This is a genomic window from Pseudoalteromonas sp. Z1A8 (genome assembly GCF_011378855.1).
Lineage (GTDB): Bacteria > Pseudomonadota > Gammaproteobacteria > Enterobacterales > Alteromonadaceae > Pseudoalteromonas.
In genome coordinates this window covers 25,358-51,870 of sequence record NZ_WTLB01000032.1, presented here as the reverse complement: position 1 = coordinate 51,870, position 26,513 = coordinate 25,358, and the positions used below count along the sequence as shown (strand labels likewise).

23 protein-coding genes are annotated in these 26,513 nt (G+C 39.3%); 16 read left to right on the top strand and 7 right to left on the bottom strand.

The genetic code is table 11. The annotated features are described in order from the left end of the window. Positions 1–248 precede the first annotated feature (248 nt). Positions 249–1,172 carry a glutaminase B gene (glsB, locus tag GQR55_RS13300; RefSeq protein ID WP_166420982.1) on the top strand — a complete coding sequence of 308 codons (924 nt, stop codon included), beginning with the start codon at positions 249–251 and terminating at the stop codon, positions 1,170–1,172. 37 nt (positions 1,173–1,209) lie between these two features. On the opposite strand, the gene GQR55_RS13295 is transcribed toward glsB, so the two are convergent. Beyond that, the gene (locus GQR55_RS13295) at positions 1,210–2,514 is read right to left on the bottom strand and encodes an inosine/guanosine kinase (protein WP_166420981.1); all 1,305 of its coding nucleotides are present in this window, start codon (positions 2,512–2,514) and stop codon (positions 1,210–1,212) included. A 178-nt stretch (positions 2,515–2,692) separates the two neighbouring features. Here GQR55_RS13295 and tadA point away from each other — a divergent pair, with 178 nt between their 5' ends. Further along, complete coding sequence (tadA, locus tag GQR55_RS13290; RefSeq protein ID WP_166420980.1) at positions 2,693–3,208, top strand: tRNA adenosine(34) deaminase TadA; 516 nt, start codon at positions 2,693–2,695, stop codon at positions 3,206–3,208. Between the two features lies 1 nt (position 3,209). Here the strand turns inward: tadA and GQR55_RS13285 are convergent, their stop codons facing one another. Both GQR55_RS13285 and mltF read right to left on the bottom strand, forming a co-directional pair. Beyond that, positions 3,210–3,377, bottom strand: a complete 168-nt coding sequence (locus GQR55_RS13285) for a hypothetical protein (RefSeq protein ID WP_007584688.1) — start codon at positions 3,375–3,377, stop codon at positions 3,210–3,212. Between the two features lie 163 nt (positions 3,378–3,540). Further along, entirely contained in the window at positions 3,541–5,067 is a 1,527-nt protein-coding gene (gene mltF, locus GQR55_RS13280) for a membrane-bound lytic murein transglycosylase MltF (protein ID WP_166420979.1), read from the bottom strand. A gap of 211 nt (positions 5,068–5,278) precedes the next feature. On the opposite strand from mltF, the gene purL reads away from it, so the two are divergent. The 4 genes from purL to GQR55_RS13260 all read left to right on the top strand — a co-directional run bounded on the left by purL (position 5,279) and on the right by GQR55_RS13260 (position 12,289). Then, the gene (gene purL / locus GQR55_RS13275) at positions 5,279–9,169 is read left to right on the top strand and encodes a phosphoribosylformylglycinamidine synthase (protein WP_166420978.1); all 3,891 of its coding nucleotides are present in this window, start codon (positions 5,279–5,281) and stop codon (positions 9,167–9,169) included. A gap of 128 nt (positions 9,170–9,297) precedes the next feature. Next, the gene (locus GQR55_RS13270; RefSeq protein WP_166420977.1) at positions 9,298–11,748 is read left to right on the top strand and encodes a YdbH domain-containing protein; all 2,451 of its coding nucleotides are present in this window, start codon (positions 9,298–9,300) and stop codon (positions 11,746–11,748) included. Between the two features lie 2 nt (positions 11,749–11,750). Beyond that, positions 11,751–11,948 carry a YnbE family lipoprotein gene (locus GQR55_RS13265; protein WP_165729381.1) on the top strand — a complete coding sequence of 66 codons (198 nt, stop codon included), beginning with the start codon at positions 11,751–11,753 and terminating at the stop codon, positions 11,946–11,948. Between the two features lie 11 nt (positions 11,949–11,959). Then, positions 11,960–12,289: a YdbL family protein gene (locus tag GQR55_RS13260; RefSeq protein ID WP_166420976.1), complete on the top strand. Its 330-nt coding sequence runs from the start codon at positions 11,960–11,962 to the stop codon at positions 12,287–12,289. 61 nt (positions 12,290–12,350) lie between these two features. On the opposite strand, the gene GQR55_RS13255 is transcribed toward GQR55_RS13260, so the two are convergent. Continuing rightward, a complete protein-coding gene (locus GQR55_RS13255) occupies positions 12,351–12,899 on the bottom strand; it encodes a DUF1415 domain-containing protein (RefSeq protein ID WP_165729383.1) in 549 nt (182 codons plus the stop codon). Continuing rightward, on the bottom strand, positions 12,896–14,224 hold the full coding sequence (waaA, locus tag GQR55_RS13250) for a lipid IV(A) 3-deoxy-D-manno-octulosonic acid transferase (protein WP_166420975.1): 1,329 nt from the start codon (positions 14,222–14,224) through the stop codon (positions 12,896–12,898). Before waaA ends, GQR55_RS13255 begins: the two co-directional genes overlap by 4 nt. Before the next feature lie 182 nt (positions 14,225–14,406). On the opposite strand from waaA, the gene GQR55_RS13245 reads away from it, so the two are divergent. Together GQR55_RS13245 and hldE are read left to right on the top strand one after the other, a co-directional pair. Then, positions 14,407–14,997 carry an SIS domain-containing protein gene (locus GQR55_RS13245; RefSeq protein ID WP_002961065.1) on the top strand — a complete coding sequence of 197 codons (591 nt, stop codon included), beginning with the start codon at positions 14,407–14,409 and terminating at the stop codon, positions 14,995–14,997. After that, positions 14,997–16,436, top strand: coding sequence for a bifunctional D-glycero-beta-D-manno-heptose-7-phosphate kinase/D-glycero-beta-D-manno-heptose 1-phosphate adenylyltransferase HldE (gene hldE, locus GQR55_RS13240; RefSeq protein WP_166420974.1), 1,440 nt, complete (start codon positions 14,997–14,999; stop codon positions 16,434–16,436). The genes GQR55_RS13245 and hldE overlap by 1 nt, the downstream gene beginning before the upstream one ends. Before the next feature lie 84 nt (positions 16,437–16,520). On the opposite strand, the gene GQR55_RS13235 is transcribed toward hldE, so the two are convergent. After that, a complete protein-coding gene (locus tag GQR55_RS13235; RefSeq protein ID WP_166420983.1) occupies positions 16,521–18,041 on the bottom strand; it encodes a capsule assembly Wzi family protein in 1,521 nt (506 codons plus the stop codon). Positions 18,042–18,252: 211 nt separating this feature from the next. On the opposite strand from GQR55_RS13235, the gene GQR55_RS13230 reads away from it, so the two are divergent. Then, on the top strand, positions 18,253–19,323 hold the full coding sequence (locus GQR55_RS13230) for a glycosyltransferase family 1 protein (protein ID WP_165739968.1): 1,071 nt from the start codon (positions 18,253–18,255) through the stop codon (positions 19,321–19,323). Beyond that, on the top strand, positions 19,323–20,411 hold the full coding sequence (locus tag GQR55_RS13225) for a glycosyltransferase (protein WP_166420973.1): 1,089 nt from the start codon (positions 19,323–19,325) through the stop codon (positions 20,409–20,411). The genes GQR55_RS13230 and GQR55_RS13225 overlap by 1 nt, the downstream gene beginning before the upstream one ends. Here the strand turns inward: GQR55_RS13225 and GQR55_RS13220 are convergent. Further along, positions 20,401–21,126: a 3-deoxy-D-manno-octulosonic acid kinase gene (locus tag GQR55_RS13220; protein ID WP_165741388.1), complete on the bottom strand. Its 726-nt coding sequence runs from the start codon at positions 21,124–21,126 to the stop codon at positions 20,401–20,403. The two genes, GQR55_RS13225 and GQR55_RS13220, sit on opposite strands and share 11 nt — an antisense overlap. A 122-nt stretch (positions 21,127–21,248) precedes the next feature. Here GQR55_RS13220 and GQR55_RS13215 point away from each other — a divergent pair, with 122 nt between their 5' ends. The 6 genes from GQR55_RS13215 (at position 21,249) to glpG (ending at position 26,510) form a co-directional block, all read left to right on the top strand. Beyond that, on the top strand, positions 21,249–22,307 hold the full coding sequence (locus tag GQR55_RS13215) for a glycosyltransferase family 9 protein (RefSeq protein ID WP_166420972.1): 1,059 nt from the start codon (positions 21,249–21,251) through the stop codon (positions 22,305–22,307). Next, entirely contained in the window at positions 22,307–22,870 is a 564-nt protein-coding gene (gene gmhB, locus GQR55_RS13210; RefSeq protein ID WP_166420971.1) for a D-glycero-beta-D-manno-heptose 1,7-bisphosphate 7-phosphatase, read from the top strand. The genes GQR55_RS13215 and gmhB overlap by 1 nt, the downstream gene beginning before the upstream one ends. A gap of 169 nt (positions 22,871–23,039) precedes the next feature. After that, positions 23,040–24,233, top strand: a complete 1,194-nt coding sequence (locus GQR55_RS13205; protein ID WP_165741391.1) for a glycine C-acetyltransferase — start codon at positions 23,040–23,042, stop codon at positions 24,231–24,233. A gap of 50 nt (positions 24,234–24,283) precedes the next feature. Further along, complete coding sequence (gene tdh, locus GQR55_RS13200; protein ID WP_002961053.1) at positions 24,284–25,309, top strand: L-threonine 3-dehydrogenase; 1,026 nt, start codon at positions 24,284–24,286, stop codon at positions 25,307–25,309. A gap of 68 nt (positions 25,310–25,377) precedes the next feature. Beyond that, the gene (gene glpE, locus GQR55_RS13195) at positions 25,378–25,695 is read left to right on the top strand and encodes a thiosulfate sulfurtransferase GlpE (protein WP_077537084.1); all 318 of its coding nucleotides are present in this window, start codon (positions 25,378–25,380) and stop codon (positions 25,693–25,695) included. After that, entirely contained in the window at positions 25,692–26,510 is an 819-nt protein-coding gene (gene glpG / locus GQR55_RS13190) for a rhomboid family intramembrane serine protease GlpG (RefSeq protein WP_166420970.1), read from the top strand. The genes glpE and glpG overlap by 4 nt, the downstream gene beginning before the upstream one ends. Positions 26,511–26,513 lie beyond the last annotated feature (3 nt).

Here is a 26,513-nt window from a genome sequence, read left to right as displayed (position 1 = left end):
ACCTGCATAAATCTTTGATCAATTTAACGAATTAAATTGCACTATAACGTCGTTAAAAGTTTTTTATTTAGAACAACTAGATACAAAAATTCTTGCCTAGTTCTAGCGTAATTTTCTTAACGTTAAGTAGACCCCATATATAAGCAGATTGGTATAAAGCCCACCTATAAATTCAACAACAAAACTAGGTGCACCTAATAGTGCGTGCTAAAATCCAATTTTTATGAATGATGATATAGAGGTCTAGATTGCCTACAGCTGATTACCAAAAGGTGCTTGATGAAATAGCACATGAAGTGCGTCCTTTATTATCACAGGGGAAAGTAGCTGATTATATACCGGCGCTTGCCGAGGTGGATCCAGAGCAATTTTCTATCGCTATTTATACAACGGATGGTGAAACTGTGTGTGCAGGGGATTGTTCTCAACGCTTTACTATTCAATCAGTTTCTAAAGTTATGACACTTACTATGGCACTACAGCGTTATGGTGATGAACTTTGGCATAGAGTTGGTAAAGAACCTTCAGGTACAGCCTTTAACTCGCTTACACAGCTTGAGTTTGAAAAGGGGATTCCTCGTAACCCATTCATCAATGCAGGCGCAATTGTAACGTGTGATGCATTATACAGCCGCTTATCTGCGCCAATGCATTCTATGCTCGAAACCTTTAGGTTATTAGCTGGTAATAGAGGCATAGTAATTGATAAAAAAGTTGCTAATTCTGAGTATGAATTTAGGCATCGAAATGCTGCAATGGCGCATCTAATGAAGTCGTTTGGTAATTTTGAAAATGAAGTTGATGATGTTTTATGGTCTTACTTTAACTTTTGTTCTATTGAGCTTAATTGTATTGAATTAGCAAAAGCTTATAATTTTTTAGCTAATAAAGGTGTTGATAATCGTTCGGGAAATCGTGTTCTAAGTAGCCGTCAAAACAAGCAGCTAAATTCGCTTTTATTTACGAGTGGTTTATATGACGCTGCGGGTGATTTTGGTTACAGAGTTGGCATGCCAGGTAAGTCGGGAGTGTCAGGGACTGTTTTAGCTGTGTTACCAAATAAGTTTACTGTAGCTGTTTATTCGCCGGGGCTTAATTCGTTTGGTAATTCTGTTGCAGGAATCGCAGCGTTAGAGCTGTTATCTAAAAAACTCGATATTTCTATTTTTTAGCTAAACGAAAGGGAGCAGTAATTGCTCCCTTTATTATTTATTGTTCCCAATAAACCTGCTCTAAACAATCTTCGCGTTCAGGTAAGCCACGAGATAAACGTGGAGAATGCTGAACTAATACTTCATAGCTGGCTCGGTTAGCATATTTACTAATTTGCGATAGTGACGAATAAGTAATAGCTTGTTGTTGATGCTTAGCTGAGTTTGCCACATTAAGTTTATGATAAACATTCGCTGATAAATCATGAAGCACAGCTGCTAATGCACAATCACCCGCACCATTGGTGTTTTTGATTGAATCAGGTCCACCCATAAATGGCGCTGTATGGCTATATGCTCTGATAGGCTCATCACATTCATCTTTGCGCATTGCTCGTGAAAATTCGTAACGGTTAAAATCAGGTATTGCACCTGGTAATAACGGATATTCGGTTTCACGCTTTAAACTTTCGTCAACGTAGCCGGCCATAAACAAGCCTTTTTCGCCAGCGGTGCAAATAACTAAATCTACCCAATCAAGTGCTTTATCAGCAGCTAAAAGAGGATCTTCAAAACCCGTAATAGCTAAACCTTCTTCTTCGTTCATAGCAAGAATATCAACATGCTTTTCAACGAAGCTTGCCCACCAGGTAGGGTCTTGTTCAATTAAAAACTTAGTACCAAGTGTAAGCACAACTGGCACACCTGCATCATTAGCGTATTTAACGGCTTGCATGGTGGCTTCAGTCATCGTTTCGCTACCTTGAGTACGCATAAGATAGGCACTGATCACTAACGCTGATGAGTTTTCAATAAGGTCTTTATCGATAGATTCAGGACGTAAGTGATTCATTAAGCCTGCACTTATTGCAAAAGTACGCTCACCGGTTTCATCAATTAATGTAAAACAACGGCCTACAGGCCCATCAACTGGTTGAAGGTAGTTTAAGTCTACACGGCTTGAGGTATTACATAAAAAACGGTAAGCGTAGCTACCTATTTTTATATTTTCGCTCATTACGCCTAATAAAACTGAGCGATCATCTGCAAGTACAGAGTAGTTGTGCATAGTGTTACCAATGGTTCCACCGGCAAACTCAAAATCAACCATATCGTTTAATTTTAAACGATCGTATAAGGCGTTTGTTGTGTCGCTATCAATAACTTGCGACATACCCCTACGTAGTTGAAATTCGTCAAGGAAAGCTTGATCAACTTTTGCCTCTATATCAACAACGATTTGATCGATACCCGTAATATAACTACGTTGTAATCGCTCTGTTGCGTTAAGTTGATTGGTAAGTGGATCTTTGGCTTCCACTGGAAAATAATGTTTATGCCTGCGGCGTCCAGGAAATTTCATTTGCTACCCGTGTTGTGAGCTAAATAAAAAAAGCGTGCGATTATAACGTAAATCAGCACTATTGAGCCATGACAAACAGGTAAATAGTGTTTTATTTTTGCAATAAAGTAATGAATGGCGCACTTTAGAGTGGTAACTAGGTATAATTACAGCATAAAAAGTTATTAAAGTAGAAATAATGAACGAACCATTTGATGACTCCTACTGGATGGAGCAAGCGCTTTTGTATGCAAAGCAAGCAGAGCTGCTTGATGAAATTCCGGTTGGGGCGATTGTAGTAAAAGATAACCAGCTTATTTCAGTTGGATATAACCGTTCAATTACCGATAACGATCCATCTGCACATGCTGAAATGATTGCAGTTCGAGAAGCAGGAAAGCTACTTAACAACTATCGTTTAATTGATTGTACGTTGTATGTAACGCTTGAGCCGTGTTCTATGTGTGCGGGATTGTTAGTGCACAGCAGAATTAAGCGTTTAGTATTTGGTGCGCTCGATGCGAAAACAGGATCTGCAGGTTCAATTATGAACTTATTGCAAGAACCAAAGCTAAATCATCAAGTAGAGGTGTGTGGTGGTGTTTTGGCACAGCAGTGCGGTGATACTATTTCGGATTTTTTTAAACGAAGAAGGGCGCAAATTAAAGCAGCTAAAAAAGCTGCTCGTGATGATCAAGTAAATAAGGCTTGCTAAGTTAACTGGCTATTGGCTCTATTTCTGATTCAGCCATTTGCTGCATAGCAAACATTCGGCGACGCCAGATGATTTTTTTATGAAGCTTACGTAACATAACACGACGACGTGTGGCCGTTGAATAAATGACATTGCGTTTTAATCTTTGTGTGCGTCTACGTTTTAGCATGTTTTCTCCTAATGCAAGAGTGAGAAAGGCACGGGTACATCTTATAAAGTATTGATATACAATTAACACACATTAGTGATCATTTGATGACAAGTAAACAGATATTTAATTTACTTAAATTTTGCTTAACGACATGCTCTAAAAACGGACACCTATATTAATCTTAGTTATTATTTTCACTTGATTGTTTGGGCTCAATTATAGGTTGTTGTTTTTGTGTTGAAGCTTCATCTGCCTCATTTTTTATCGCACTCTTTACTTCATTTTTCTCGTTTAGCTTAGGCTCTGTATCATCATCAGTGCTAAGCTCTTTAATTGGTTCTGGTTCAGGCGTTACGGCAATGGCATCATTCTCATCTAACCAGACAAGCGCATCGTAATAACGGCGTATATTATCTACATACTTAACTGCCACATCCCCACGAGCATAACCGTAACGAGTTTTACGGTAATAGCGTTTTTTAATTAATAGTGGTAAACGTTTTTTTACATCAGCCCACTTATCAGGGCTTGCACCTTGTTGCTCGGTAATTATACGTGCGTCGTTAACATGCCCCCAACCTACATTATATCCGGCCAGAGCAAGCCATGTACGGTCGGGTTGCGGGATACGGTCAGGAATGCGTTTAATAAGCTTGCTTAAGTATTTAGCGCCACCACGAATATTTTGCTCCGGTTCCAGCCTATTTGTTACGCCTACTTGTTTAGCTGTGCTGCGAGTTAGCATCATGATGCCGCGCACACCTGTTGGTGATTTAGCGCGAGGATTCCACATAGATTCTTGATAGCTTAGTGCCGCTAATAATCGCCAGTCAAGGCTACCTGCATATTGTTCAAACCATGGCTGGTATGTTGGTAAGGTTTCTTTAATTGCTTCTATATAAGCAAGGGTATTTACATAATTAAATTGGCGTACGTGACCAAAATACTTTTCTTCGAGTACGTAGAGCTGGTTACTTTGCTTAACGTCACCAAAAAATGGCACCAATAACGCATATAAAGAGTCGTCATCTGATTTATTGAGTATCCATGCAATAGGGTCGTTATGGCTAACTGAAAAACCGATGCTTAAATTGGGGTGATAACGGCGAAACAACGATAATGTATGTGTATCGGCTAGGGTGTAATCTATCTCGCCATCAATAACCGCTTGAAGTAATTCTTCTTCATCAAACTCTTCGCTCTCTATCCAGGTAAGGTCTGGATTGTTCTTCTTCATTTTTTGTAGAGTAAGCGAGTGGCTACTTTTAGCTATAACAGTAAAGTTACCGTCTAAATCGTCAAACTCTCGAGGACGAACGCGACCTTGCTTATAAACTAATTTTTGGCTAATTGTTCTGTAAGTTGGCCCAAAGCGGTATTGCTCTGCACGGGTTTTATTATAGGTAAGTCCTGAGGCTATTAAGTCTAAATCACCGCTTTCAAGGCGTTCAAACATATCAGATAAGTTAAAGAAGGGGACTATTTCAAGCTCTACACCTAAATATTCGGCAAAAGCTTGAGATAACTCATATTCAAAACCTTGCTCGCCTTGTACCGCTTGATAATAGTTACTGGCGCTGGCAAGCGTGCCAACGCGTATTTTATTTTGTTCTTTTATTTGGGCGAGTTGAGTTGGCTGTTCTTGCATATCACATGCACATAACAGCATAACTAAAGTAATGATAATTATTAGTTTTTCTTTGAACATTGAGTGCCCCTTAAGCTCGCCAGCCACCGTTATAGCAAAACTAAGCCATCGCGTCACTTTACGTTTTATTTTATTGTCTAAAGTAGGCTATAAATAAAGCTAAAAAGTTAATTTTATGAAAAGCGCAATTTGGAGTTAAATCTGAACGCTAATTGGACTATAATGCGTGCCTAAAATATCGTTCAATCCCTAACCCCGGATGAAATTATCTATGTTGATCCTTCGTGGTGCACCAGCACTTTCAGAGTTCAGAGTTAATAAAATTTTAGCGCGTTGCAAACAATCGCAACTTCCTGTTACTAACGTATACGCAGAGTATGCTCATTTTGCCGATTTAACATCGCCTTTAGGTGTTGATGAGCAAACCAAGCTTGAAAAGCTATTAACTTATGGTCCAACTATTGCTGAGCATACCCCAGCTGGCAAACTTGTACTTGTTACACCTCGCCCAGGTACCATTTCGCCTTGGGCATCTAAAGCAACCGATATTGCCCACAACTGTGGTTTAAAGCAGGTTCATCGCGTTGAACGTGGTATTGCTTATTATGTTGAAGGTGACTTAAACGCAGAGCAACTAGCACAAGTAACTGCGTTATTACACGACCGTATGACTGAAGCAACACACAATCAATTTGAAGATGCTGCTCAATTATTTCGTACTGATGCACCACGCCAAATGTCGTCTGTTGATATTTTAGGTGGTGGACGCGAAGCATTAGCAATAGCTAATATTGAGCAAGGTTTTGCCCTTGCTGATGACGAAATAGACTACTTGGTAGAAAACTTTATAAAGTTAGGACGTAACCCTAACGACATCGAATTGTTTATGTTTGCACAGGCAAACTCAGAGCATTGTCGCCATAAAATATTTAATGCTGACTGGACAATCGATGGAAAAGAGCAGCCAAAATCGCTGTTTAAAATGATTAAAAATACCTTTGAGCTAAATCCTGAAAATGTATTGTCGGCGTATAAAGATAACGCGGCAGTAATGAAAGGCTCAAAAGCGGGTCGCTTCTTCCCAAATGCGCAAGGTGAATATGCGTATCATCAAGAAGACATTGAAATACTAATGAAAGTTGAAACTCATAACCATCCAACAGCTATTGCGCCATTCTCTGGTGCAGCTACAGGCTCTGGCGGTGAGATTCGCGATGAAGGCGCAACTGGTCGTGGCTCTAAGCCAAAAGCAGGTTTAGTTGGCTTTACTGTATCAAACTTACGTATTCCAGGTTACGAGCAACCATGGGAAAGCGATTTTGGTAAGCCGAGTCGCATTGTTAACGCACTTGATATAATGACAGAAGGCCCTCTGGGCGGCGCTGCATTTAATAATGAGTTTGGTCGTCCTAACTTATTAGGCTACTTTCGTACTTACGAAGAAAAAGTAACAAGCCATAACGGCGAAGAAGTACGTGGTTACCACAAGCCAATTATGCTTGCTGGCGGTTTAGGTAATATTCGCTCTGATCATGTTCAAAAAGGGGATATACCTGTTGGCGCTAAATTAATTGCGCTAGGCGGACCTGCAATGAACATTGGTTTAGGCGGTGGTGCTGCATCAAGTATGGCTTCAGGTCAATCAAACGAAGATTTAGATTTTGCTTCAGTACAGCGCGAAAATCCAGAAATGGAACGTCGTTGCCAAGAAGTTATCGATAAATGTTGGCAGCTAGGTGACGAAAACCCAATTGCATTCATCCACGATGTAGGTGCTGGCGGTTTATCAAATGCGTTTCCTGAGCTTGTTAACGATGGCGGACGTGGTGGTAAGTTCCAATTACGTAGTATCCCTAACGATGAACTAGGCATGGCACCACACGAAATTTGGTGTAATGAATCACAAGAACGCTATGTACTCGCTGTTGGTGTAGAGGATTTTGATCGCTTTGAAGCTATTTGTAAGCGTGAACGCGCTCAGTACGCTGTTATTGGTGAAGCAACCGCTGAACCTCACTTAACCGTGTCAGATAGCCATTTTGAAAATAACCCTGTTGATTTACCGCTGGACGTATTATTAGGTAAAGCACCTAAAATGCACCGCGATGTAACGTCAAAGCAAGTTGTTGGTAAAGCGCTTGATACTACATTAATAAGTGCAGCAGATGCAGCGCAGCGCTTAATGCGTTTACCAGCCATTGCAGAAAAAACATTCCTAATAACAATCGGCGATCGCTCAGTTACGGGTTTAGTAGCGCGCGATCAAATGGTCGGTCCTTGGCAAGTACCTGTTGCTAACTGTGCAGTAACTGCGGCAACGTATGATACTTACCACGGTGAAGCTATGTCACTCGGTGAACGTACTCCTGCAGCATTACTTAATTACGGTGCATCTGCTCGTTTAGCTGTAGCTGAGTCGTTAACTAATATTGCCTGTGCAAACATCGGTAGCCTTGAAAACATTAAGTTATCAGCAAACTGGATGGCAGCAGCGGGTCACCCGGGTGAAGATGCTGGTTTATACGAAGCGGTTAAAGCCGTAGGCGAAGAACTTTGCCCTGCGCTTGGTTTAACGATTCCAGTAGGTAAAGATTCTATGTCAATGAAAACGACATGGAAAGATGAAGGTGACTCACAAGAGAAGTCAGTAACATCGCCGCTTTCATTGGTTATAACGGCGTTTGGTCGTGTTGACGACGTACGTAAAACAGTAACTCCACAACTGCGCACAGATAAAGGCGATACATCGCTTATATTAGTTGATTTAGGTGCGGGTAAAAACCGCATGGGCGCATCAAGCCTTGCACAAGTTTATAAGCAATTGGGTGATGTAACACCTGATGTTGATAGCCCTGAGTTATTAAAAGGCTTTTATAACGCAATGCAAGCGCTAGTGGCTGATAGTAAGTTACTTGCTTATCATGACCGTTCAGACGGTGGTTTATTTACCACGGTTGCTGAAATGGCGTTTACGGGTCATACCGGTGTAACGGTTGATTTAGCGGGTTTAACAGGTTCAGATATTGAAGCGCTTTATAACGAAGAGCTAGGTGCAGTAATTCAAGTTGCAAATAGTGATTTAGATGCAGTAAATACTGTGTTTGAACAACATGGTATTGCAGCAATTACTCACAACATCGGTACACTTAACAGCGACGATACGATTATATTTAACCGTGGCGAAAACACGGTACTTAATCATACGCGTACTGAGCTTCGTACTATTTGGGCTGAAACAACGTATCAAATGCAAGCGCGTCGTGATAACCCCGAGTGTGCTAAGCAAGAGTTTGATGCAAAATTTGATGCAAAAGATCCAGGCTTAAATGTAAAACTAAACTTTGATTTAAACGAAGACATAGCAGCGCCATACATTGCAACCGGTGCTAAACCGCAAATGGCTATTTTACGTGAGCAGGGTGTTAACTCTCATTTAGAAATGGCAGCAGCGTTTAACCGTGCAGGTTTTGCAGCCGTTGATGTACACATGAGCGACATTTTAGAAGGTCGTTTAACACTAGAGCAATTTAAAGGTTTAGTGGCATGTGGTGGTTTCTCATACGGTGACGTACTTGGTGCGGGTGAAGGTTGGGCTAAGTCTATTTTGTTTAACGACATGGCACGCGATCAGTTCCAAAACTTCTTCCATCGTGAAGATACCTTTAGCTTAGGTGTATGTAACGGTTGCCAAATGTTATCAACGTTAAAAGAGTTGATCCCTGGCACTGAGTACTGGCCGCGTTTTGTAACTAATAAATCAGAGCGTTTTGAAGCTCGCTTTAGTTTAGTTGAAATACAAGAGAATCCATCTGTGTTCTTTAACGGAATGGCTGGCTCACGTATGCCAATTGCGGTTTCTCATGGTGAAGGTCATGCTGAGTTTGCAAACGATGCAGCTACTAAAGCGGCGCTTAATAGCGGCACTGTAGCGGTTAAGTTTGTAGATAACTATGGTAACCCTACAACGCAGTACCCAGCTAACCCGAATGGTTCTCCAGAAGGTATTACAGGTATCACGTCTACTGATGGTCGCGCCACTGTAATGATGCCGCATCCAGAACGCGTATTTAGAAGCGTTGCTAACTCTTGGCATCCTGATGAATGGATCGAGGATAGCCCGTGGATGCGTATGTTCCGTAATGCACGTAAAAATGTAGGTTAATTACATTTGCGTTTATACAAGTTAGATTCATAATCTAGCTGTAAAATAAAAAAGGCTGCATTGTGCAGCCTTTTTTGATTAGTATGCTTTTTGCACCAAGTTAAAAGCACAAAGCATGTAAGGATAGTATGTTTAAACGAGTTGGTTTAATTGTTGGGGCTATATTGCTAAGTATCTTGCTGCTTGGTTATGTATTTCGTTTACCTTTATTACAGTGGGCTATAGCGCCTGAGCTTAAAAAAGCAGGCATTACGTTAAGTTGTCTCGACTTTTCAATTACGTCTGAGCTAAATATCTATGCTGATAAAGTGTGTGTGAATTATCAAAATCAACAGTTACAACTTACTGGTATTACTGCAAATACAAAACGTATAGATATTAAAAATGCTGTGCTAACGGTTAATCCTTTCCCTAAAAACGATAATGCTAATCAACTTGCTAAAAATCTCGATTTAGCGCTTCCTTCAACCCGTCCATTAATCAGCATTAAACAGCTTGCAGTAAAAAGTGAACAGCTCAATAAGCCACTAAAAATAAGTATATTGGAACCCACACTAAATCAGTTTAATGTCACTGGTGATATAAACGCGAGTGCGACTTTGACTGCTGATAAAGTAAGTGGTCAGTTTGCAGTAAATGACACTCTTTTAAAGCAAGTTATAAACACTAAAAACACCTTAATAGCTGGCGTTAATTTTAATACTCAGCAAGCGTTTAGCTTTGACGGTATAGAGCTTAAATTAAATGGCGATATTAGTGCCCAGTTAGCTTATATTTATGAGCAATGTCAGGTCAACGTATTAACCACTGGCAAGTTGGCAACTCATTTTAATTTAAACAGCCAAGCGTTAATGCTTAATACCGATTTGCTTAATAACAAAATTAATTTAACGCCAAGTTGTGCGAATTTAATTTCACCGAGTGAATATGCAGGTTTTGTGAGCAATCAAGTTCCTTTAAATTGGCAACTTAAACTCCCTCAATCAATTCGCTTAGAGGGTAGTGAGCTCAGTGTACCTGCAATTAATTTGGTGAGTGAGGGCGATAAGCAATTTGATATTTTAATGACAGATACAGCACTTAATATTAAATCGCCACTTGAAAACTTACAGACAAATTTATCAGCTCAAATAAGCACACCTGATATAAATAATATCAACGTTAATGCTCAGTTAGTGGGCACTGCGATTAAAGGCGATTACGCGGTTACGCTTGAAAGCTTGCCTGAATTTGTTCCTGCAACAGCGAATGGGCTTAGCCTTAGTGGTCGCTTTGATTTAAGTGAGTTTATTGACTCAAAACCAGTTGGGCTTATAAATGCTAAATTAACGCTCAATAGTGTAGATGCATTTGATATAAGCGCAGTGCAATACCAAGGTGATTTAACTGCAAAAATGGATAAGCAGTTAAACGCAGAAGTAACATTAACGCATCAATTTAAAAGCGCACAATATAAAGAATTTAAAGCAACGGATATAAGTAACACATTAACAGCAAATGCTAATTTAGGCGTGGGCGAGTTATTTGCCGAGTTAACAGCAAAAACGAATATAAAGGCTGTTAATAGCCCTGACATAAAACTTAATAATATAAAAGTAGAGTCTACGGGGCTACAAAGCCGTGCACTAAAAGCCAGTCATCACGCATTTATAAACGATGTCGAGTTAGTGATAAATCATCATGTATCGGCGCAAGCTCATCCGTTTGAAGTTATTATTCCTGAGCAAAGTGTGTTGCCGTTAAATACGTTTATTAGTCAATTTGAACCACTTGCGCAACTAACCGAGGGTAAATTTAATGGCTATATTAGTGGTGATGTAAACTTGCAAAACGCTTCATTCAATATAGGGGTTACTCACATAGGTGCACTTTATAACGATTACCTTGCGAGTGATTTGAATAGCGTATTTAGCGGGCAATATAATTCAGGTAAGCTTAATGTAAAACCAACTACCTTTAATTTAAATGAATTTAGAGCCGGTGCTGTTATAAAAAATATTAAAGGGCAGTGGCAAGTTAACGATAATAGCGCTCTAGTAAACGATATAACGGGCGATGTATTTGGCGGCGAGTTTTCGTTAGATACCTACACATTAGGTCAGCCAAACCAAGTTGCTAATGTTAAGTTTGAAAATATTGATGCGAGTAAACTCGTTACACTCGATGATAAGTCGGGCATTGTATTAACGGGACGCTTAGCAGGCACGTTGCCAGTCCACTTTAATAGTGGTGAAATTGAAATAATTGATGGCAGTTTATTTAGCCAAGGCACAGGTAATTTAAAAATTACTAATAACGCAGCGTTTGATTCGGTGATGCAGCAACAGCAAGAGTTGCAACCTGTGTTAGGATTATTAACAAATCTAGATATTCAAAAGTTAAATAGTAGTGTTGCACTAAAAAATGATGGCTGGTTAAAACTCGGTGTTAATTTACAAGGTTATAATAAAGCAGAGCAGCAGCAAGTTAACTTTAACTACAATCATGAAGAAAACGTATTTACACTTTTACGCGCATTGCGTTTAAGTGACGAAATTACACAAAAAGTTGAGCAACAATACTCACAAAAAGGAAACTAATAATGAGACAGTCGTTATCGATAAAAGTACTGCTCGCGCTGGGTGCTATTAGCGTACTAAGTGCCTGCACGCACCGTGTTGAGGTGTCTGCAAAAGAGCCTATTACAATTAATTTAAATGTGAAAGTTGATCACGAAATTCGCGTAAAAGTAGACAAAGAACTCGACAGTTTATTTAGTGACGACAGTGAGTTATTTTAAGGAGCCATAACATGAATACGAAGAAAAAATTAAATATTATTACATTACTTAGTGCTGTATGTATGTCGTTCTCTGCGTGGGCTATTAGCCTTGATGACGCCAAAAACCAAGGTTTAGTCGGTGAAGATAGCTCTGGTTATTTAGGGCTTGTTGTACAAAATGCAGAAGCAAAAGCGGTTGTTGATGACATAAATGCAAAGCGTAAAGCGCAGTACTTAAAGCTGGCTAAAAAGAATAACTTGTCACTTTCACAAGTAGAGGCACTCGCCGCTGCCAAAACAATTGAAAAAACCCAAAGTGGTCATTACGTTGAAGTTAATGGTAACTGGGTTAAAAAATAGCGATCCCAGCTAGCTTTACTTTGCTAAAGCTAAGAATAAAATCAAGAATAAAACCGAGCCTCTAAGCGCTCGGTTTTTTACAGCCTTCGAGTAACTGCTGCCAAAAATCAATACCCTTACGCCTTGCTAGGTTTATATTATGCTCTGGAATAGATTCAGGCTCGTTATAACTATCAAGCGCTTCGCTCATACTTGCTTCGCGGATTAAATGCAGAGTAGGAAAAGGCGCTCTATTTGTGTAGTTTGCGGCATCGGTTTCATCACTGTCGGCAAATACGTAATCAGGATGAAAGTTAGCAATTTGATACTTGCCTTCAAACCCTTGCGCGACTAAAAGCGCATTAGCTAAATCGACCAAGTCTAAAAAGTCTTCAAAATCACTAAAGCCGTTATCAAACATGATAAGCGTTGTTTCGCGCTCTGGTTCACGGTCAAGCTCAACACATTGCTCAAGCATATCCATTACGGCGTCATCCATGCTCGTTGCTGGGCTTACGATGTAATGAATACAATTATTTTCTACTTCTTTGCGGGCAAACGGGCAAAAGTTATATTTAACAATAACAGATGATACCCATTCGCGGGTTTGGCTTATGGCTATATTGGTCACGATTTTGGCTCTAAATATTGATTAATAATGTTAAGTGTTTTTTGTATAGCACCTTGGTTTTTAGCAACGCATTGAGCAGCTTTAATACCTAAGGTTTGGCATGCTTTTGTATTTTGGCTAAACGTTATAAGCTGTTTTGCAAGCTCGTCGTTATTATCAACCACTACAGCGCCTTTAAGCTTTATTAGCTCGGGGTAAACATGATCAAAATTGTATGTATGCGGACCCGTTATTACGCCCACCGAAAATGCTGCTGATTCTAATGGATTGTGCCCACCTCTGCGGATTAAGCTGCCGCCAATAAAGCTCACATTTGCAGCGCCATATAAACACTGTAACTCACCAAGCGTATCAGCAAGGAGGACTTGTTCATTGTTGTAGTTATTTTGTCTACGACGGCTAAAACTAAGTGGGCTTTGTGTTAAAAGCTCTGCCACTTTATCAAATTGCTCTGGATGGCGCGGAGCAATTATAAGTAATGCATTCGGTTGTTTTTTTAGTAGCTGTTGGTGAGCTGCCAATACCAATTCATGCTCTACAGGATGTGTTGAGCCTGCAACCCATACAAAGCGTTCGCCATTGTTGTGTTCAGTACTGCTATTTTCATTACTATTATTTTTATTAATACTATAAAGCTGTTTAAGGTTGAGTACCTTGGCTAATTGCTCTTCACTTGGCGTTATATCAAATTTTATAGAGCCCGTTACATGGCTTTTTGAAGTTTCGAGACCAAGCTCTATAAAACGCTCCGCATCTGCCTTGTTATGACTCGCAAGTACTGTAATTGAGCGCATAATAATATGCGTTAATTTAGCGACCTTTTGATAGCCTTGCTGCGACTTTTCAGAGAGTCTTGCATTGATGACAAGCACGGGTATGTTTTTTTTATGACTTATCGCCATTAAATTTGGCCATAGCTCGGTTTCTAAAATACATAATGCTTGTGGCTTTATACGTTTTAAAAATCGGGCTGTCGCAAACGGAAAATCGATTGGTAAGTAGCTACATGCTACTGTGTTTTTAAATTGGCTAAGTATTTGCTCTCTGCCTGTTGGAGTATTGCAGGTTATAAGTATATTTAAATTTGGATGCGCTTTTTGAAGCGCTTTAATAAGTGGCGTTGCGGCAAGTACCTCACCAACAGACGCACAATGAAAAACTAAAGGTTTAGCTTTAGTCGAAAATAAAGACTTACTGACAAACCCAAAGCGCTCTTTAAAGTGTGCACGATAGCCTTGGTTTTTTTTACCTCGTAAAATATAGAGATAAAATACAATCAGTGGGCTAATAAAAATTAATGCTAGAGAGTAAAAAATGCGTGCCATACTGATCTTTCTTAAAGGGAAGTGGCGTTAGTTTACCGTGAAATAGTCGTTTTCTAAACATACTCACAATAAAATATGGTCTGGGTTCAGTTATAACCCGATAAAATGCACACAATTAAATAAAATTATGGAATAATAGATTTAATTTTTCCCTGCTATTTCAGTTCCTAGAGGAATTTTTCATGTCAATTATCGATTCAGTGGCAACTAGCTACGTTGAAACATTAAACCGTCATCAAGCATTATTTGAAACGATGGAAGCTTATCATCAAGAATCTATGCAACTGTTAGAAGCATGCCACAGCGCATTACAAGCGGGTGGCAAGATTGTTTGGTTTGGTAACGGCGGTAGTGCAGCAGATGCTCAGCATTTAGCAGCCGAGTTTGTAGTGCGCTACAAATTAGAGCGTGGCCCACTTGCCTCTATGGCATTGACTACAGATACATCAATTTTAACCGCACACAGCAACGATTATCACTTTGATACGGTGTTTGAACGCCAAGTTCAAGCGCTATGTAAACCAGAAGATTTAGTTATAGGTTTAACCACATCAGGTACTAGTAATAATATTAATTTAGCATTAGAAGCTGCAAATAAACTAGGCGCTTTTACAGTGGCATTAACTGGACGTGATGGCGGTAAAGTAAAAGATATTGCTAAGTTACCTATTATTATAAAAAATGATGAAACAGCACGTATCCAAGAAGCTCACATGTTTATAGGTCACTGGTTATGTGAAGCCATGGATATGGTTGTTGCGGAGCAGCAGTAATGGATTTATCGTTATTAAAAAATTTATCGGCAGCACGAATATTGGTTGTTGGCGATGTAATGCTAGACCGTTATTGGTATGGCGATACAGGGCGTATTTCGCCAGAAGCGCCAGTACCTGTCGTTAAAGTAAGTAAATTCGAAGACAAAGCGGGCGGCGCAGCTAACGTTGCAAAAAATATAGCGCGGTTAGATGCAAAAGTCGGCTTGCTCGGTTTAATTGGTGAAGATGAAAGCGGACAAATTTTAGAAACAATTCTAAAAGGTGAAAAAATAAGTTCACAATTAGTCAGTGTATGTGATTTACCGACTATTTCAAAAATGCGTGTTATTAGCCGCCACCAACAACTGGTTCGTCTTGATTTAGAAGAAACATTTACCGAGCAACACAGCCAACTTTTATTAAACCGTTTAGAGCTTGTACTTGATGAATACGATTTTATAGTGTTCTCTGATTACAGCAAAGGATCTTTAAGCTTAATTAAAGAGATGGTAAGCCTTGCTAAAAGTGCAGGTAAAACAGTTTTAATCGACCCTAAATCACCTGATTTACATTTATATGAAGGTGCTGATTACATTACGCCTAATTTACATGAATTTAAGTTAGCGGGTGGTCAAACTGATTCAGAAGAAGCTTTAGCAGCAAGTGCTCGTGATTTAATTAGCAAAAATGGTATTAAGGCAATGTTACTTACGCGTTCTGAGCAAGGTATGTCGCTTATTAACGCAGATGAAAAGTTTGACTTTGCAGCGCAGGAACTTGAAGTAAGCGATGTTACTGGCGCTGGCGATACTGTTATAGCAACACTGGCGGTAATGCTTGGCGCGGGCATGGAACCTAAAGACGCTGTAGAGATTGCTAATTTAGCGGCAGGTATAGCGGTTAGTAAATTTGGAGCAGCTACGGTTTCGCCAGAAGAATTAAGTCGTAAGCTTGGACAGTATTTACATACTACTGGTGAGCATTACCAAACACCATTTGATGATGTACTTCAGCATATTGAATTTGCAAAACAAAACGGTGAAACCATTGTATTTACTAATGGCTGCTTTGATATTTTACACGCTGGACATGTACGTTATTTAGCGCAAGCTAAAGCACGTGGAGACAGACTCGTTGTTGGGTTAAATAACGATGAATCGATCACGCGTTTAAAAGGGGCAGATCGTCCTATTAATCCATTAGATGAGCGTGCGATGGTACTTAGTGCGCTTTCTTCTGTTGATTGGGTTATTCCATTTGGCAGCTTAGATGAAAATGATACACCAGCTAAATTAATCGAGCAGATAAGCCCTGATATTTTAGTTAAAGGTGGCGACTACACCGTAGAGCAAATAGCGGGTGCTGAGCATGTACTTCGCCATGGCGGAAAAGTTGAAGTGCTTGAATTTTTAGATGGGTGTTCAACATCAAAAGTAATTAGTAAAATTAAACAGTAGCTACAGATTTAACTTATTAAACAAATACAAAAAAGGGATGAAAACAGTGTTTTCATCCCTTTTTATTTTTAATAAAGTAACTTATTAAAAATTGAATTCGTACTTGGCAAATGCTGATGTATCATTATCTACGTCATCATTGTTTGATGCAAAAGCACCTAAAGTGACGCGGCCGCCCATAGAAAGCATTCTGTAACGTACTTCTAGCTGTTTAGAGTTAAACCCTGTTTTAGTAATGGTGTTACCTAAGTCAGGGTTGTTAGGATAAAGATCGCTGCTATCGCTATTGTAATCAACATTGCGTAACTTCACTTGCCAGTCATCCCCGTTAGAAAGTTGGCCAAGTAATGTTAAAACTACTGATTGTGTATCATTATCGTAAGTTGAGCCAATTGTACGGCCATGGTAGCGATAGCCTGATTTATAATTGCCATCTAAATGTTCATAGTAACAGTTTTCAGATTCAGTAAAAGTCTTACATGCAACTCCTGTATCTGTGTATTCTATATTTAATAATACGTTTTGGTCGTATATGCGTTGTGTAGTTTGTAAACCAAATAAATAAGCTCTATCTGATGGTTTAAATTGTGAGCTTGCGTCTTCTCCAATAGTACTGGCGTAGATCGCATATGGGCGCCCTAATAATGTGTCAGACCAACGAATGTCAAGTCCAGCTAATTGATTACCTATTTTGGACTCTAATCCACTATTTGATAAATCACAGTTTGTAGTTGCATCTACACATTCTGTTTTTCCAGTAATCAAATCAATAAAATCACCTGCAGAACTAGGTTGTCCATCGCCAGCCCATTGTGCAGACCAACTAAGTGCAATTTCTAATTGTTGAATAGGACGAAAATTAACACGAGTACTCCACAGTAATGCATCAGGAATAACACGTGTTGATTCAAGTTTTGCCATTTGTGCAGTAAAGCCCCATTGGCCGATCCAGCTTAACCATGGTGCTTCAAAAGCGGTACTTTTTTCTCGAGTAACACTCAACGCAGGGAGTGGTTTTGCATTACCAGACATTATTAAGCTGTTATCAACTCCAGGGCCCCAAAATTGTTCAACAGCACCCGCTCTAAAAATCCAGTTACCTAAACGGTAAGCTAAGTAACTATCATCAAGTGAGGTATCGTTACAATCGGTTAAAGCTTGCTCGTTGGTAACTATATCGTCAGTCATTTTTCCATCAACTAAACACTTTTTACCGTCTTTTCTATAATTTATAGCTACTTTAGCTGCAAAGTTATCGCCTAAATAAGCGTAAGCTGCAGAAAGCTCTGTTTCTTGAGTATTTGTTGCACCAAAGCTTGTTGCTATGATTGGATCTGTGGCTGCAAAAGCTGATAATTGAAGACTATGTGAGCTACTATTTTCTGATTTATATCGATGTTTAACGCGAAGTAAAGCATCTTGTAAGCTTGGAGATAATTGCTCCAGCGGCATACTTTCCACATCGCTTATAAAACTTTTCCACATAAGCGGATAGGTAGTTACAGGAGCTAAAATAACACCGGCATCAGCTAATTGTTGAATATCAGCTCTTAGACCATAATCATCGGGTTTTACCCATGGCTCAGCATTAACTGATGCGCTCATAGCGCAAAAAAGAGTAGAAAGTAGAAAAATTCTGTTTCGCAAAGTTCAGATCCTTGTGATTAAGATTGCGGCTAAGTTTATCAATCTAAGTCTGCTATTGCAGTAAATAATCAAATATATAGAGTTAATTTAATATATTAAAATGTAACCTGTCTATCGTAATAAGTATCTGATTGATATACTGGAGCTCAAATAGGACATTGAGAATGCAATGAGCAACAAACGACTTTTATTTATTCCAGTATCATCACCAGAAGGCATTGGTGAATATATGCGCTCGTTGTTGTTGGCTCAAAGTTTAAAGGCAGAACTTGCAGATTCTCTCGATATTCACTTTATATTAAATAAGCATACAAGCTACGCAAAAGATTGTCCTTTTGAAGCCACACTACTCGAACACTCAGCGACTAAAGAGCTTGATTTTGTTTGCGACTTTATAGAGCAATTTAAACCTGATGTCGTTGTTTTTGATTGTGCAGGACGTGCAGGGCATATGAAGGCGGCTAAAAAGGTAGGCGCTAAAGTTATATTCATTTCTCAGCATGCAAAAAAACGTGCTAAAGGCTTAAAACTTAACAGAATTAATTTAATTGATACACATTGGGTTGTACAGCCTGATTATTGTATTGAGCCACTTACATGGGCTGAAAGTACTAAGTTAGACATGTTTCCCTTGGCACATCCTCGAAATGTAGGTCCTTTTGTTACATTTGCCTCTTGCGCGCAAAAACGTGATGTTTTAAATCGCTATAACTTAGTATCGGAAGGCTATTTTATTGTAAATGCTGGCTCAGGCGGACATGTATTAAATAACCTTAATTGCGCTGATGTTTACTTTAAAGCCGCGCTTAAAATTACTAAGCACACTGGTTTAAAAGCAGTTGTTGTGTTTGGTCCCAATTATAAGAAAGCCATTCCTGAAAGTGATGAGGTTACTTGTTTAGCAAGTCTGCAAAGTACTGATTTTTTGGCATTAATGAGCCAAGCTAAAATCGCATTACTTAGCGGTGGAGATACTTTACTGCAAGCAATTGCAGTTCAAACCCCCGTTGTGGCATGTGCTATCTCAAAAGATCAAAATACACGTTTGGATCATTGTGTTAATGCAGGTGTTGTCATAAAAGCAAATCTTGATATTGATGAAATCACTACGAAAATAGCTCAAGTTATTAGCGAGCCTTTCTATAATGAATTCGTTGCTAAATATAGCCAACTTGATAATACACATAGCTTCGATGTGATCACTAATGGCATAAAAAATATGCTTATAGGGGATCGCTAATGAATATAGTGATTGTAATTGATTCCCTAGTGGGTGGTGGTGCTGAAAAAGTAATGCTTACCCTTGCTGAGGAAATGGCCAAGTTAAAGCACCGAATCACTATTTTGTCTCTTGCTAACTCTATTGAATATAATATCCCTGAAGTACTTAACGTGGAGAGTTTATTCGCACATAGGGCATCAAAAGTAGATCGATTTTGGCAGCGTAAAAATAGCATTTTAACACTACAAACTTGGTTTGAAAAAAAACAAAGCGAGCTGGGCAATATTGATTTAGTGCTTTCTAATCTTGATAGAAGTAATAACTTGCTCGCGCGTAGTAATATCAAAAATGTTCATTTTGTTATTCACAACTCAGTTAATGCAGAACTTGCACGTCAAAAAAAGTTAGGTCCATTTTCATACTTATATCTTAAAAAAAGTAAGCAAAATTTAAATGGTAAATCACTTATTTGCGTATCAAAGGGTGTTGAAAAAGAAATAATACAAGGGGATTTAATTAACCCAAGTGCAATTGCGACTATTTACAACCCGTTCGATTTTGAAAAAATAAATCAGCAAGCAAATGAGCAAAATAACAATATCCCAAATGAGCCCTACTTAATTCATGTAGGAAGACTCGCCAAACAAAAACGCCACGATATATTATTTGCAGCATTTGCAAAGCTTGATAAAAAATACAAGTTAGTACTTTTATGTAATAAACCGGCTAAAGCGCTAAAGCTTGCACAGGAATACGGCATAGAAAAACAGTTAGTAGTGCCAGGATTTCAACAAAACCCGTACAACTGGATTAAGCAGGCTGAAGCATTATTGCTTAGTTCTGATTTTGAAGGGTTTGGGAATGTAATTGTTGAAGCTTTGGCTGTGGGCACCCCCGTAGTTAGCACTAATTGTACATTTGGACCAAGCGAGATATTAACAGGCGAGCTAAGTAAATATTTAGTACCTGTTGGACAAAGTGAGGCATTAGCCAATGCCATTAAGCAGGTGCTAGCAGATAAGCCAAATGTAGAAAACGCAGATATTCTAAAACAAGTGCAGGCAGAGCACGTTGCTCTGCAGTATTTAGCATTGGCTATACATTAGCTAGCGCTTTAAGGTAGTTGCTGTGCAGAGTCTGCCAGTCACTTACTTGCCAATTAAATGATTCGTTTCTACCCTGTTCTTTTAAAAATGAGCGCTCAAGACGTGCCATATTGCTTTGTTGCCATTGTGGATTGGGCGTTTTTATTTCACCTCTATCAAAGTCGATAATATACACATCACCAGTATCATCAAACAAAATATTATTAATGTTTAAATCAGCGTGGTATACACCTTTTGAATGAAATAGTGCGATTGTTTTAGCAATGCGCTCTAACTCATCTTGAGTCAATGGGCGTTCAATTAATACATCGAGTACACTTTTAGCGCCTGTAACGGCCTCGGTAATAATATCACCACGATAAATTAACCCGCTGCGAGTTATTTTAGCTGCTATAGGAGCTGGTACATTTAAACCAAGTTCTATAAGTTTACTCATTAAGCTAAATTCTTTATAAACACGGGTTTGTTCAAGCCCTGGGTATAAATATTGATCGCTTAGCAATTTACCGACCAAACCACCGCGCCAATAATGCCTAAGTACGGCTGTTAAATTATCTTGTTTAAAAAACCACGCTGTTGCTCTGCCTTTTTTAGCACCCACAATTTTATTTTGTTTTTGCCAAAAGTTGGCATCAAACCAATCAAGAGTAATTTGGCTTGTGTATTTGGGGTGGCTTAATACAGTGTGATTGCCTTGCACGTGTTGTTTAAACATAGCTCTGTGTAATTGCTAAATAATGTGTCTATATTAGCGCGTTTTAAAGCTCAGGATAAGTGCTTGCAATAGCGTGATTATAATTTAAGATCGGCTTTTGTATTTAATACCTAAGGGAATGTGTGACTCAAGCTCCTAATTATTCATCTATTTGTATATTAAGACTCTCAGCCATTGGTGACGTATGTCATGGTGTGAGTGCTGTACAAGCCATTCAAAAAGCACACCCAAATGCAAAAATCACGTGGGTTATTGGTAAAATAGAAGCGATGTTACTTGCCGACTTACCGGGTGTTGAGCTGGTGGTATTTGATAAAAAACAAGGAAAAGCCGCACTTAAAAGCTTAAAGCAACGCTTTAAAGATCAACAGTTTGATGTACTACTTAATATGCAAGTTGCATTAAGGGCTGGGTTTGTAGCGCGTTGTATTCCGGCAAAAGTAAAAATAGGGTTTGATTGGGCGCGTTCAAAAGAATTGCACAGCTTGTTTATTAATAAACGAATAGCCCCAGAAGCTCAGGCGCATGTGCTTGAAGGCTTTAAAGGTTTTGCAAAAGCCATTGGTGTAGCTGATTATAAACCGAGTTGGGACATGCCATATACAGAGCAAGACCAAGCGGTTGCTGATGAGTTACTAACACCAAAGTACCTAACTAATAAACTGTTAGTAATATCGCCAGCAGCAAGTAAAGCACAGCGCAATTGGCTCGCTGATCGTTATGCAGCATTGGCTGATTATGCAAATGAGCAAGACTTTAAGGTGGTATTGACAGGGGGGCCAACAGAACTTGAAATTAACCTAGCAAATAGTATTGTTGAGTATAGTAAAACACCTATTTTAAATTTAGTGGGTAAAACGAAACTCAAAGAGTTGTTGTGCGTGTTAAAGCGTGGCAGCTTAGTGCTTGCGCCCGATACGGGTCCTGCACATATGGCGGTAACGGTTGGTACGCCGGTTATTGGTTTATACGCACATTCAAACCCAGCACGCACAGGTCCTTACTTATACCAAGACTACGTGGTAGAGGTTTATCATCAAAATTTGCTTAAGCAAACTGGTAAAACAGCTGAGCAAGTGCCGTGGGGTACGCGCGTAAAAGGCGATGATTTAATGAGCCAAATTACAGTTGATGACGTAAAAGCGATGTTTGATCATGTTGTACAAAAAGAGTCTTTGTAATGAATGCACAAAAAAAAAATAAAGCACTTTTTTTAGACCGAGATGGCGTAGTAAATGTTGACCATGGTTATGTGTATCAAAGCGATAAATTTGAATTTATTGAAGGTGTTTTTAGTACTTGTAAAGCATTTTATGATGCGGGCTATAAAATCATAATCGTCACTAATCAATCTGGAATTGGCCGAGGTTATTACACCGAAACTGATTTTTTAGCACTAACTGATTGGATGAAAACCCAATTTAGCGATCACAGTATTGAAGTTGCCGATGTGTACTTTTGCCCTCATCACCCTAAAAAAGCGCACCCTGAATATTTGAAAAAGTGCAGTTGCAGAAAGCCTGCGCCAGGGATGTTATTGCAAGGCATACAAGAGCATAACATCGACCCTGCTTGCAGTATAATGGTGGGCGATAAACTCAGTGATATGCAGGCTGCGAAAAAAGCAGGGATCACTACCCGCGTTTTAGTGCGTTCAGGTCAAAGCTTTGATGAAAGTGCCAAGCAAGAGGCTGATTTAATTATCGATTCTATAAACAGTTTACCTGCACTTTTAAAGACATAAATAGACTAAACAGATTAGCCTGTAAACTGGCAGGAATTCCTTCCAGTTTAGGGCGTTTGCGACGAACTGCAAACCGTGCATTTTCCCCATTAAACTTTTACAATACCCCCCATAATAAACAGTCGCTTAAATGTGGTCGTTTACCCGTTCAAATAAATGGAGAACACAGATGAGAGCATCTGCTTTTTTTAGCCAGCTACAACAGCAAATTGAAGACGTAAAAACCGAAGGTTTGTATAAAAACGAACGTATTATCAAGTCCCAGCAGCAAGCTCAAATCGAAGTTGCATCAGGTAAAGTAATCAATTTTTGTGCTAATAACTATTTAGGTTTAGCTAATAGCCCAGAGTTAATTGAAGCGGCGCAGAATGGTTTAAATAATCATGGTTTTGGTGTGGCTTCAGTACGTTTTATTTGTGGCACTCAAGATATCCATAAAACACTAGAGCAAAAAATCAGTGCGTTTTTAGAAACAGAGGATACTATTTTATATTCTTCATGTTTTGATGCAAACACAGGTTTGTTTGAAACTATTTTAGGCGCAGAAGACGCTATTATTTCTGATTCATTAAATCATGCATCAATTATTGACGGTGTACGTTTATGTAAAGCTAAGCGTTTTCGTTATGCAAATAACGACATGGCTGATCTTGAAAAGCAACTTATTGCAGCAGATGAAGCTGGCGCTAAAACTAAACTAATTGCTACCGATGGCGTGTTTTCTATGGATGGCGTTATTTGTAATTTAGAAGCTGTGTGCGACCTAGCTGATAAATACGATGCACTTGTAATGGTTGATGACTCTCATGCAGTTGGCTTTGTTGGCGAAAACGGTAAGGGTACACCTGAGTACTGTAATGTATTAGACCGTGTAGATATTATTACCGGCACATTAGGCAAAGCGCTAGGCGGCGCTTCAGGTGGTTATACTTCAGGTAAAAAAGAAATTGTTGAGTGGTTACGCCAACGTTCGCGCCCATACTTGTTCTCAAACTCATTAGCGCCTTCAATTGTTACTGCATCAATTAAAGTACTTGAAATGCTAGAAAATGGCGGTGAACTTCGCGCTAAACTTTGGTCAAATGCTAAATATTTCCGTGAGCAAATGGAAGCTGCTGGTTTTACGTGTGCAGGTAAAGATCATGCAATTATTCCAGTAATGCTGGGAGATGCAAAAGTAGCCTCGTTAATGGCTGATAAGTTACTTGTTGAAGGTATTTACGTAACGGGCTTTTCATTCCCAGTAGTACCAAAAGGGCAAGCCCGCATTCGTACACAAATTTCAGCGGCGCATAGCATTGAGCAACTCGATATTGCTATTGATGCATTTACCCGTATTGGTAAAGAAATGGGCGTTATTTAATTTTATTTTAAACCGAAGCCTCGCTTCGGTTTTTTAGTTGAGTGTGAATTATGAAAGCATTATCTAAATTAAAAGCAGAACCGGGCATTTGGATGACAGATGCGCCAAAGCCAGAAGTGGGTCATAACGACTTACTAATTAAAATTCGCAAAACAGCTATTTGTGGTACCGACGTACATATTTACAAATGGGATGAATGGGCAAGCAAAACTATTCCGACTCCAATGGTTGTTGGTCACGAATATGTTGGTGAAGTAGTTGATATGGGACAAGAAGTTCGCGGCTTTAAAGTTGGCGACCGCGTATCAGGTGAAGGCCATATTACCTGTGGTCATTGTCGAAATTGTCGTGCAGGGCGTGTACATTTATGCCGTAATACAACAGGTGTTGGCGTAAATCGTGAAGGTGCATTTGCTGAATATTTAGTTATTCCTGCATTTAATGCATTTAAAATTCCAGATAATATTTCTGACGAATTAGCCTCTATTTTTGACCCATTTGGCAACGCCGTTCATACCGCATTATCGTTCGACTTAGTTGGCGAAGATGTGCTTATTACCGGTGCAGGTCCAATTGGTATTATGGCAGCGGCTGTTGCAAAACACGTGGGTGCTCGCCATGTTGTTATTACCGACGTGAACGAATACCGCCTAGACTTAGCACGTAAAATGGGCGCGTCACGTGCTGTAAATGTGGCTAACGAAAAGCTTGAAGATGTAATGAAAGAGCTAGGTATGACAGAGGGCTTTGATATTGGCCTTGAAATGTCAGGTGTGCCAAGTGCTTTTAATTCAATGCTTAACAACATGAACCACGGCGGCAAAATTGCCATGCTAGGTATTCCACCATCAGATATGGCGGTTGACTGGAACCAAGTTATTTTTAAAGGCTTAGTGATTAAAGGTATTTACGGTCGCGAAATGTTCGAAACGTGGTACAAAATGGCAAGTCTTATTCAGTCTGGTCTTGATTTGAATCCAATCATTACACATCAGTATTCTGTGGATGACTTCCAAGCTGGCTTTGATATGATGATTTCAGGTCAGTCAGGTAAAGTAATTTTAAACTGGGATTAACTCCCACCTAAATTACAAGAAGGGCGGCTTTAGCCGCCTTTTTTATACTATTAATTAAAGAGACTTCAATGGCATTTAAACATATTTCTATAGCACAAACGTTAGAACTTTTAGATAAAGAAGACGTTGTAATTGCAGATATTCGCGATCCTAATTCGTATCAAGCAGGTCATATCCCAGGTTCTGAGGCACTTTCTAACGGTAATATTGCCCAGTTTATGATGGAAAAAGAATTCGATCAGCCAATTATAATTGTGTGCTATCACGGTATGAGCTCTCAAGGCGCCGCTAGTTATTTAGTTGAGCAAGGTTTTGAAGATGTGTACAGCATGGATGGTGGTTTTACCGCTTGGGAAGCAGCTTACAGCGAGAAAGTAGAGCGATGATAGAGCTTGGCAGTTTAAATAACCCGCGCGCCGCACAAGGCTTTATAGATTATTTAAAAAGCCAAGGTTTAGATGCAAAGATACACTCGGGAGATGGCAGTAATGTCATTATTAGCGTGACTGAGGAGGACTTTCATCAAGTTCAGCCTCTATGGGCTGAATTTACACAAAACCCTAATCATGAAAAATACCTACAAGCATCTTGGGATGTAGGTAGCACGCAATCGCCGCTTAAATATCAAGGGCAATCACTCAATCTAATAGCCCGTTTTAAAGCGCTCAGCTGGTTAAATCAAACTGTAAGTATTGTAAGCGTTATAATTTATTTTGCTTTTTTACTAGGTGGTTTTGAGACCATTTACACTATGATGCAGTTTAAACCTACGCAGCCTTTAAGTTGGTTAACGCCCGCCCTCGTACATTTTAGCGCGATGCATATAGTGTTTAACTTAATTTGGTGGATGTCGCTTGGTGATAATATCGAAAAACAATGCGGAAAACTAAGCTTAATAGGCTTGTTTTTAGTGACTGCACTTATTAGTAATTGGGCACAATATTTAATGGTTGGTCCCAACTTTGGTGGTTTGAGCGGTGTGGTATATGGGTTACTTGGTTTTTGTTGGATTCATAGCTTTTTAAATCCGAACAAACCTGCGCTGGTTAGTACCGCAATTATTGGCTTTATGTTGATTTGGCTAGTACTTGGTTTTGCAGATGTATTGTTTGTTGGTATGGCTAATTGGGCGCACTTAGGTGGGTTAGTTAGCGGCATGGCTTTTGCCTATACCGCTAAAATATTTAACGTTAACCGTTAAATA

Coding starts and splice junctions, on each gene's coding strand:
- GQR55_RS13295 (WP_166420981.1), bottom strand. CDS start 2,514: ATGAAATTTCCTGGACGCCGCAGGCATAAACATTATTTTCCAGTGGAA.
- tadA (WP_166420980.1), top strand. CDS start 2,693: ATGAACGAACCATTTGATGACTCCTACTGGATGGAGCAAGCGCTTTTG.
- GQR55_RS13285 (WP_007584688.1), bottom strand. CDS start 3,377: ATGCTAAAACGTAGACGCACACAAAGATTAAAACGCAATGTCATTTAT.
- mltF (WP_166420979.1), bottom strand. CDS start 5,067: ATGTTCAAAGAAAAACTAATAATTATCATTACTTTAGTTATGCTGTTA.
- purL (WP_166420978.1), top strand. CDS start 5,279: ATGTTGATCCTTCGTGGTGCACCAGCACTTTCAGAGTTCAGAGTTAAT.
- GQR55_RS13270 (WP_166420977.1), top strand. CDS start 9,298: ATGTTTAAACGAGTTGGTTTAATTGTTGGGGCTATATTGCTAAGTATC.
- GQR55_RS13265 (WP_165729381.1), top strand. CDS start 11,751: ATGAGACAGTCGTTATCGATAAAAGTACTGCTCGCGCTGGGTGCTATT.
- GQR55_RS13260 (WP_166420976.1), top strand. CDS start 11,960: ATGAATACGAAGAAAAAATTAAATATTATTACATTACTTAGTGCTGTA.
- waaA (WP_166420975.1), bottom strand. CDS start 14,224: ATGGCACGCATTTTTTACTCTCTAGCATTAATTTTTATTAGCCCACTG.
- GQR55_RS13245 (WP_002961065.1), top strand. CDS start 14,407: ATGTCAATTATCGATTCAGTGGCAACTAGCTACGTTGAAACATTAAAC.
- hldE (WP_166420974.1), top strand. CDS start 14,997: ATGGATTTATCGTTATTAAAAAATTTATCGGCAGCACGAATATTGGTT.
- GQR55_RS13235 (WP_166420983.1), bottom strand. CDS start 18,041: ATGAGCGCATCAGTTAATGCTGAGCCATGGGTAAAACCCGATGATTAT.
- GQR55_RS13230 (WP_165739968.1), top strand. CDS start 18,253: ATGAGCAACAAACGACTTTTATTTATTCCAGTATCATCACCAGAAGGC.
- GQR55_RS13225 (WP_166420973.1), top strand. CDS start 19,323: ATGAATATAGTGATTGTAATTGATTCCCTAGTGGGTGGTGGTGCTGAA.
- GQR55_RS13220 (WP_165741388.1), bottom strand. CDS start 21,126: ATGTTTAAACAACACGTGCAAGGCAATCACACTGTATTAAGCCACCCC.
- gmhB (WP_166420971.1), top strand. CDS start 22,307: ATGAATGCACAAAAAAAAAATAAAGCACTTTTTTTAGACCGAGATGGC.
- GQR55_RS13205 (WP_165741391.1), top strand. CDS start 23,040: ATGAGAGCATCTGCTTTTTTTAGCCAGCTACAACAGCAAATTGAAGAC.
- tdh (WP_002961053.1), top strand. CDS start 24,284: ATGAAAGCATTATCTAAATTAAAAGCAGAACCGGGCATTTGGATGACA.
- glpE (WP_077537084.1), top strand. CDS start 25,378: ATGGCATTTAAACATATTTCTATAGCACAAACGTTAGAACTTTTAGAT.
- glpG (WP_166420970.1), top strand. CDS start 25,692: ATGATAGAGCTTGGCAGTTTAAATAACCCGCGCGCCGCACAAGGCTTT.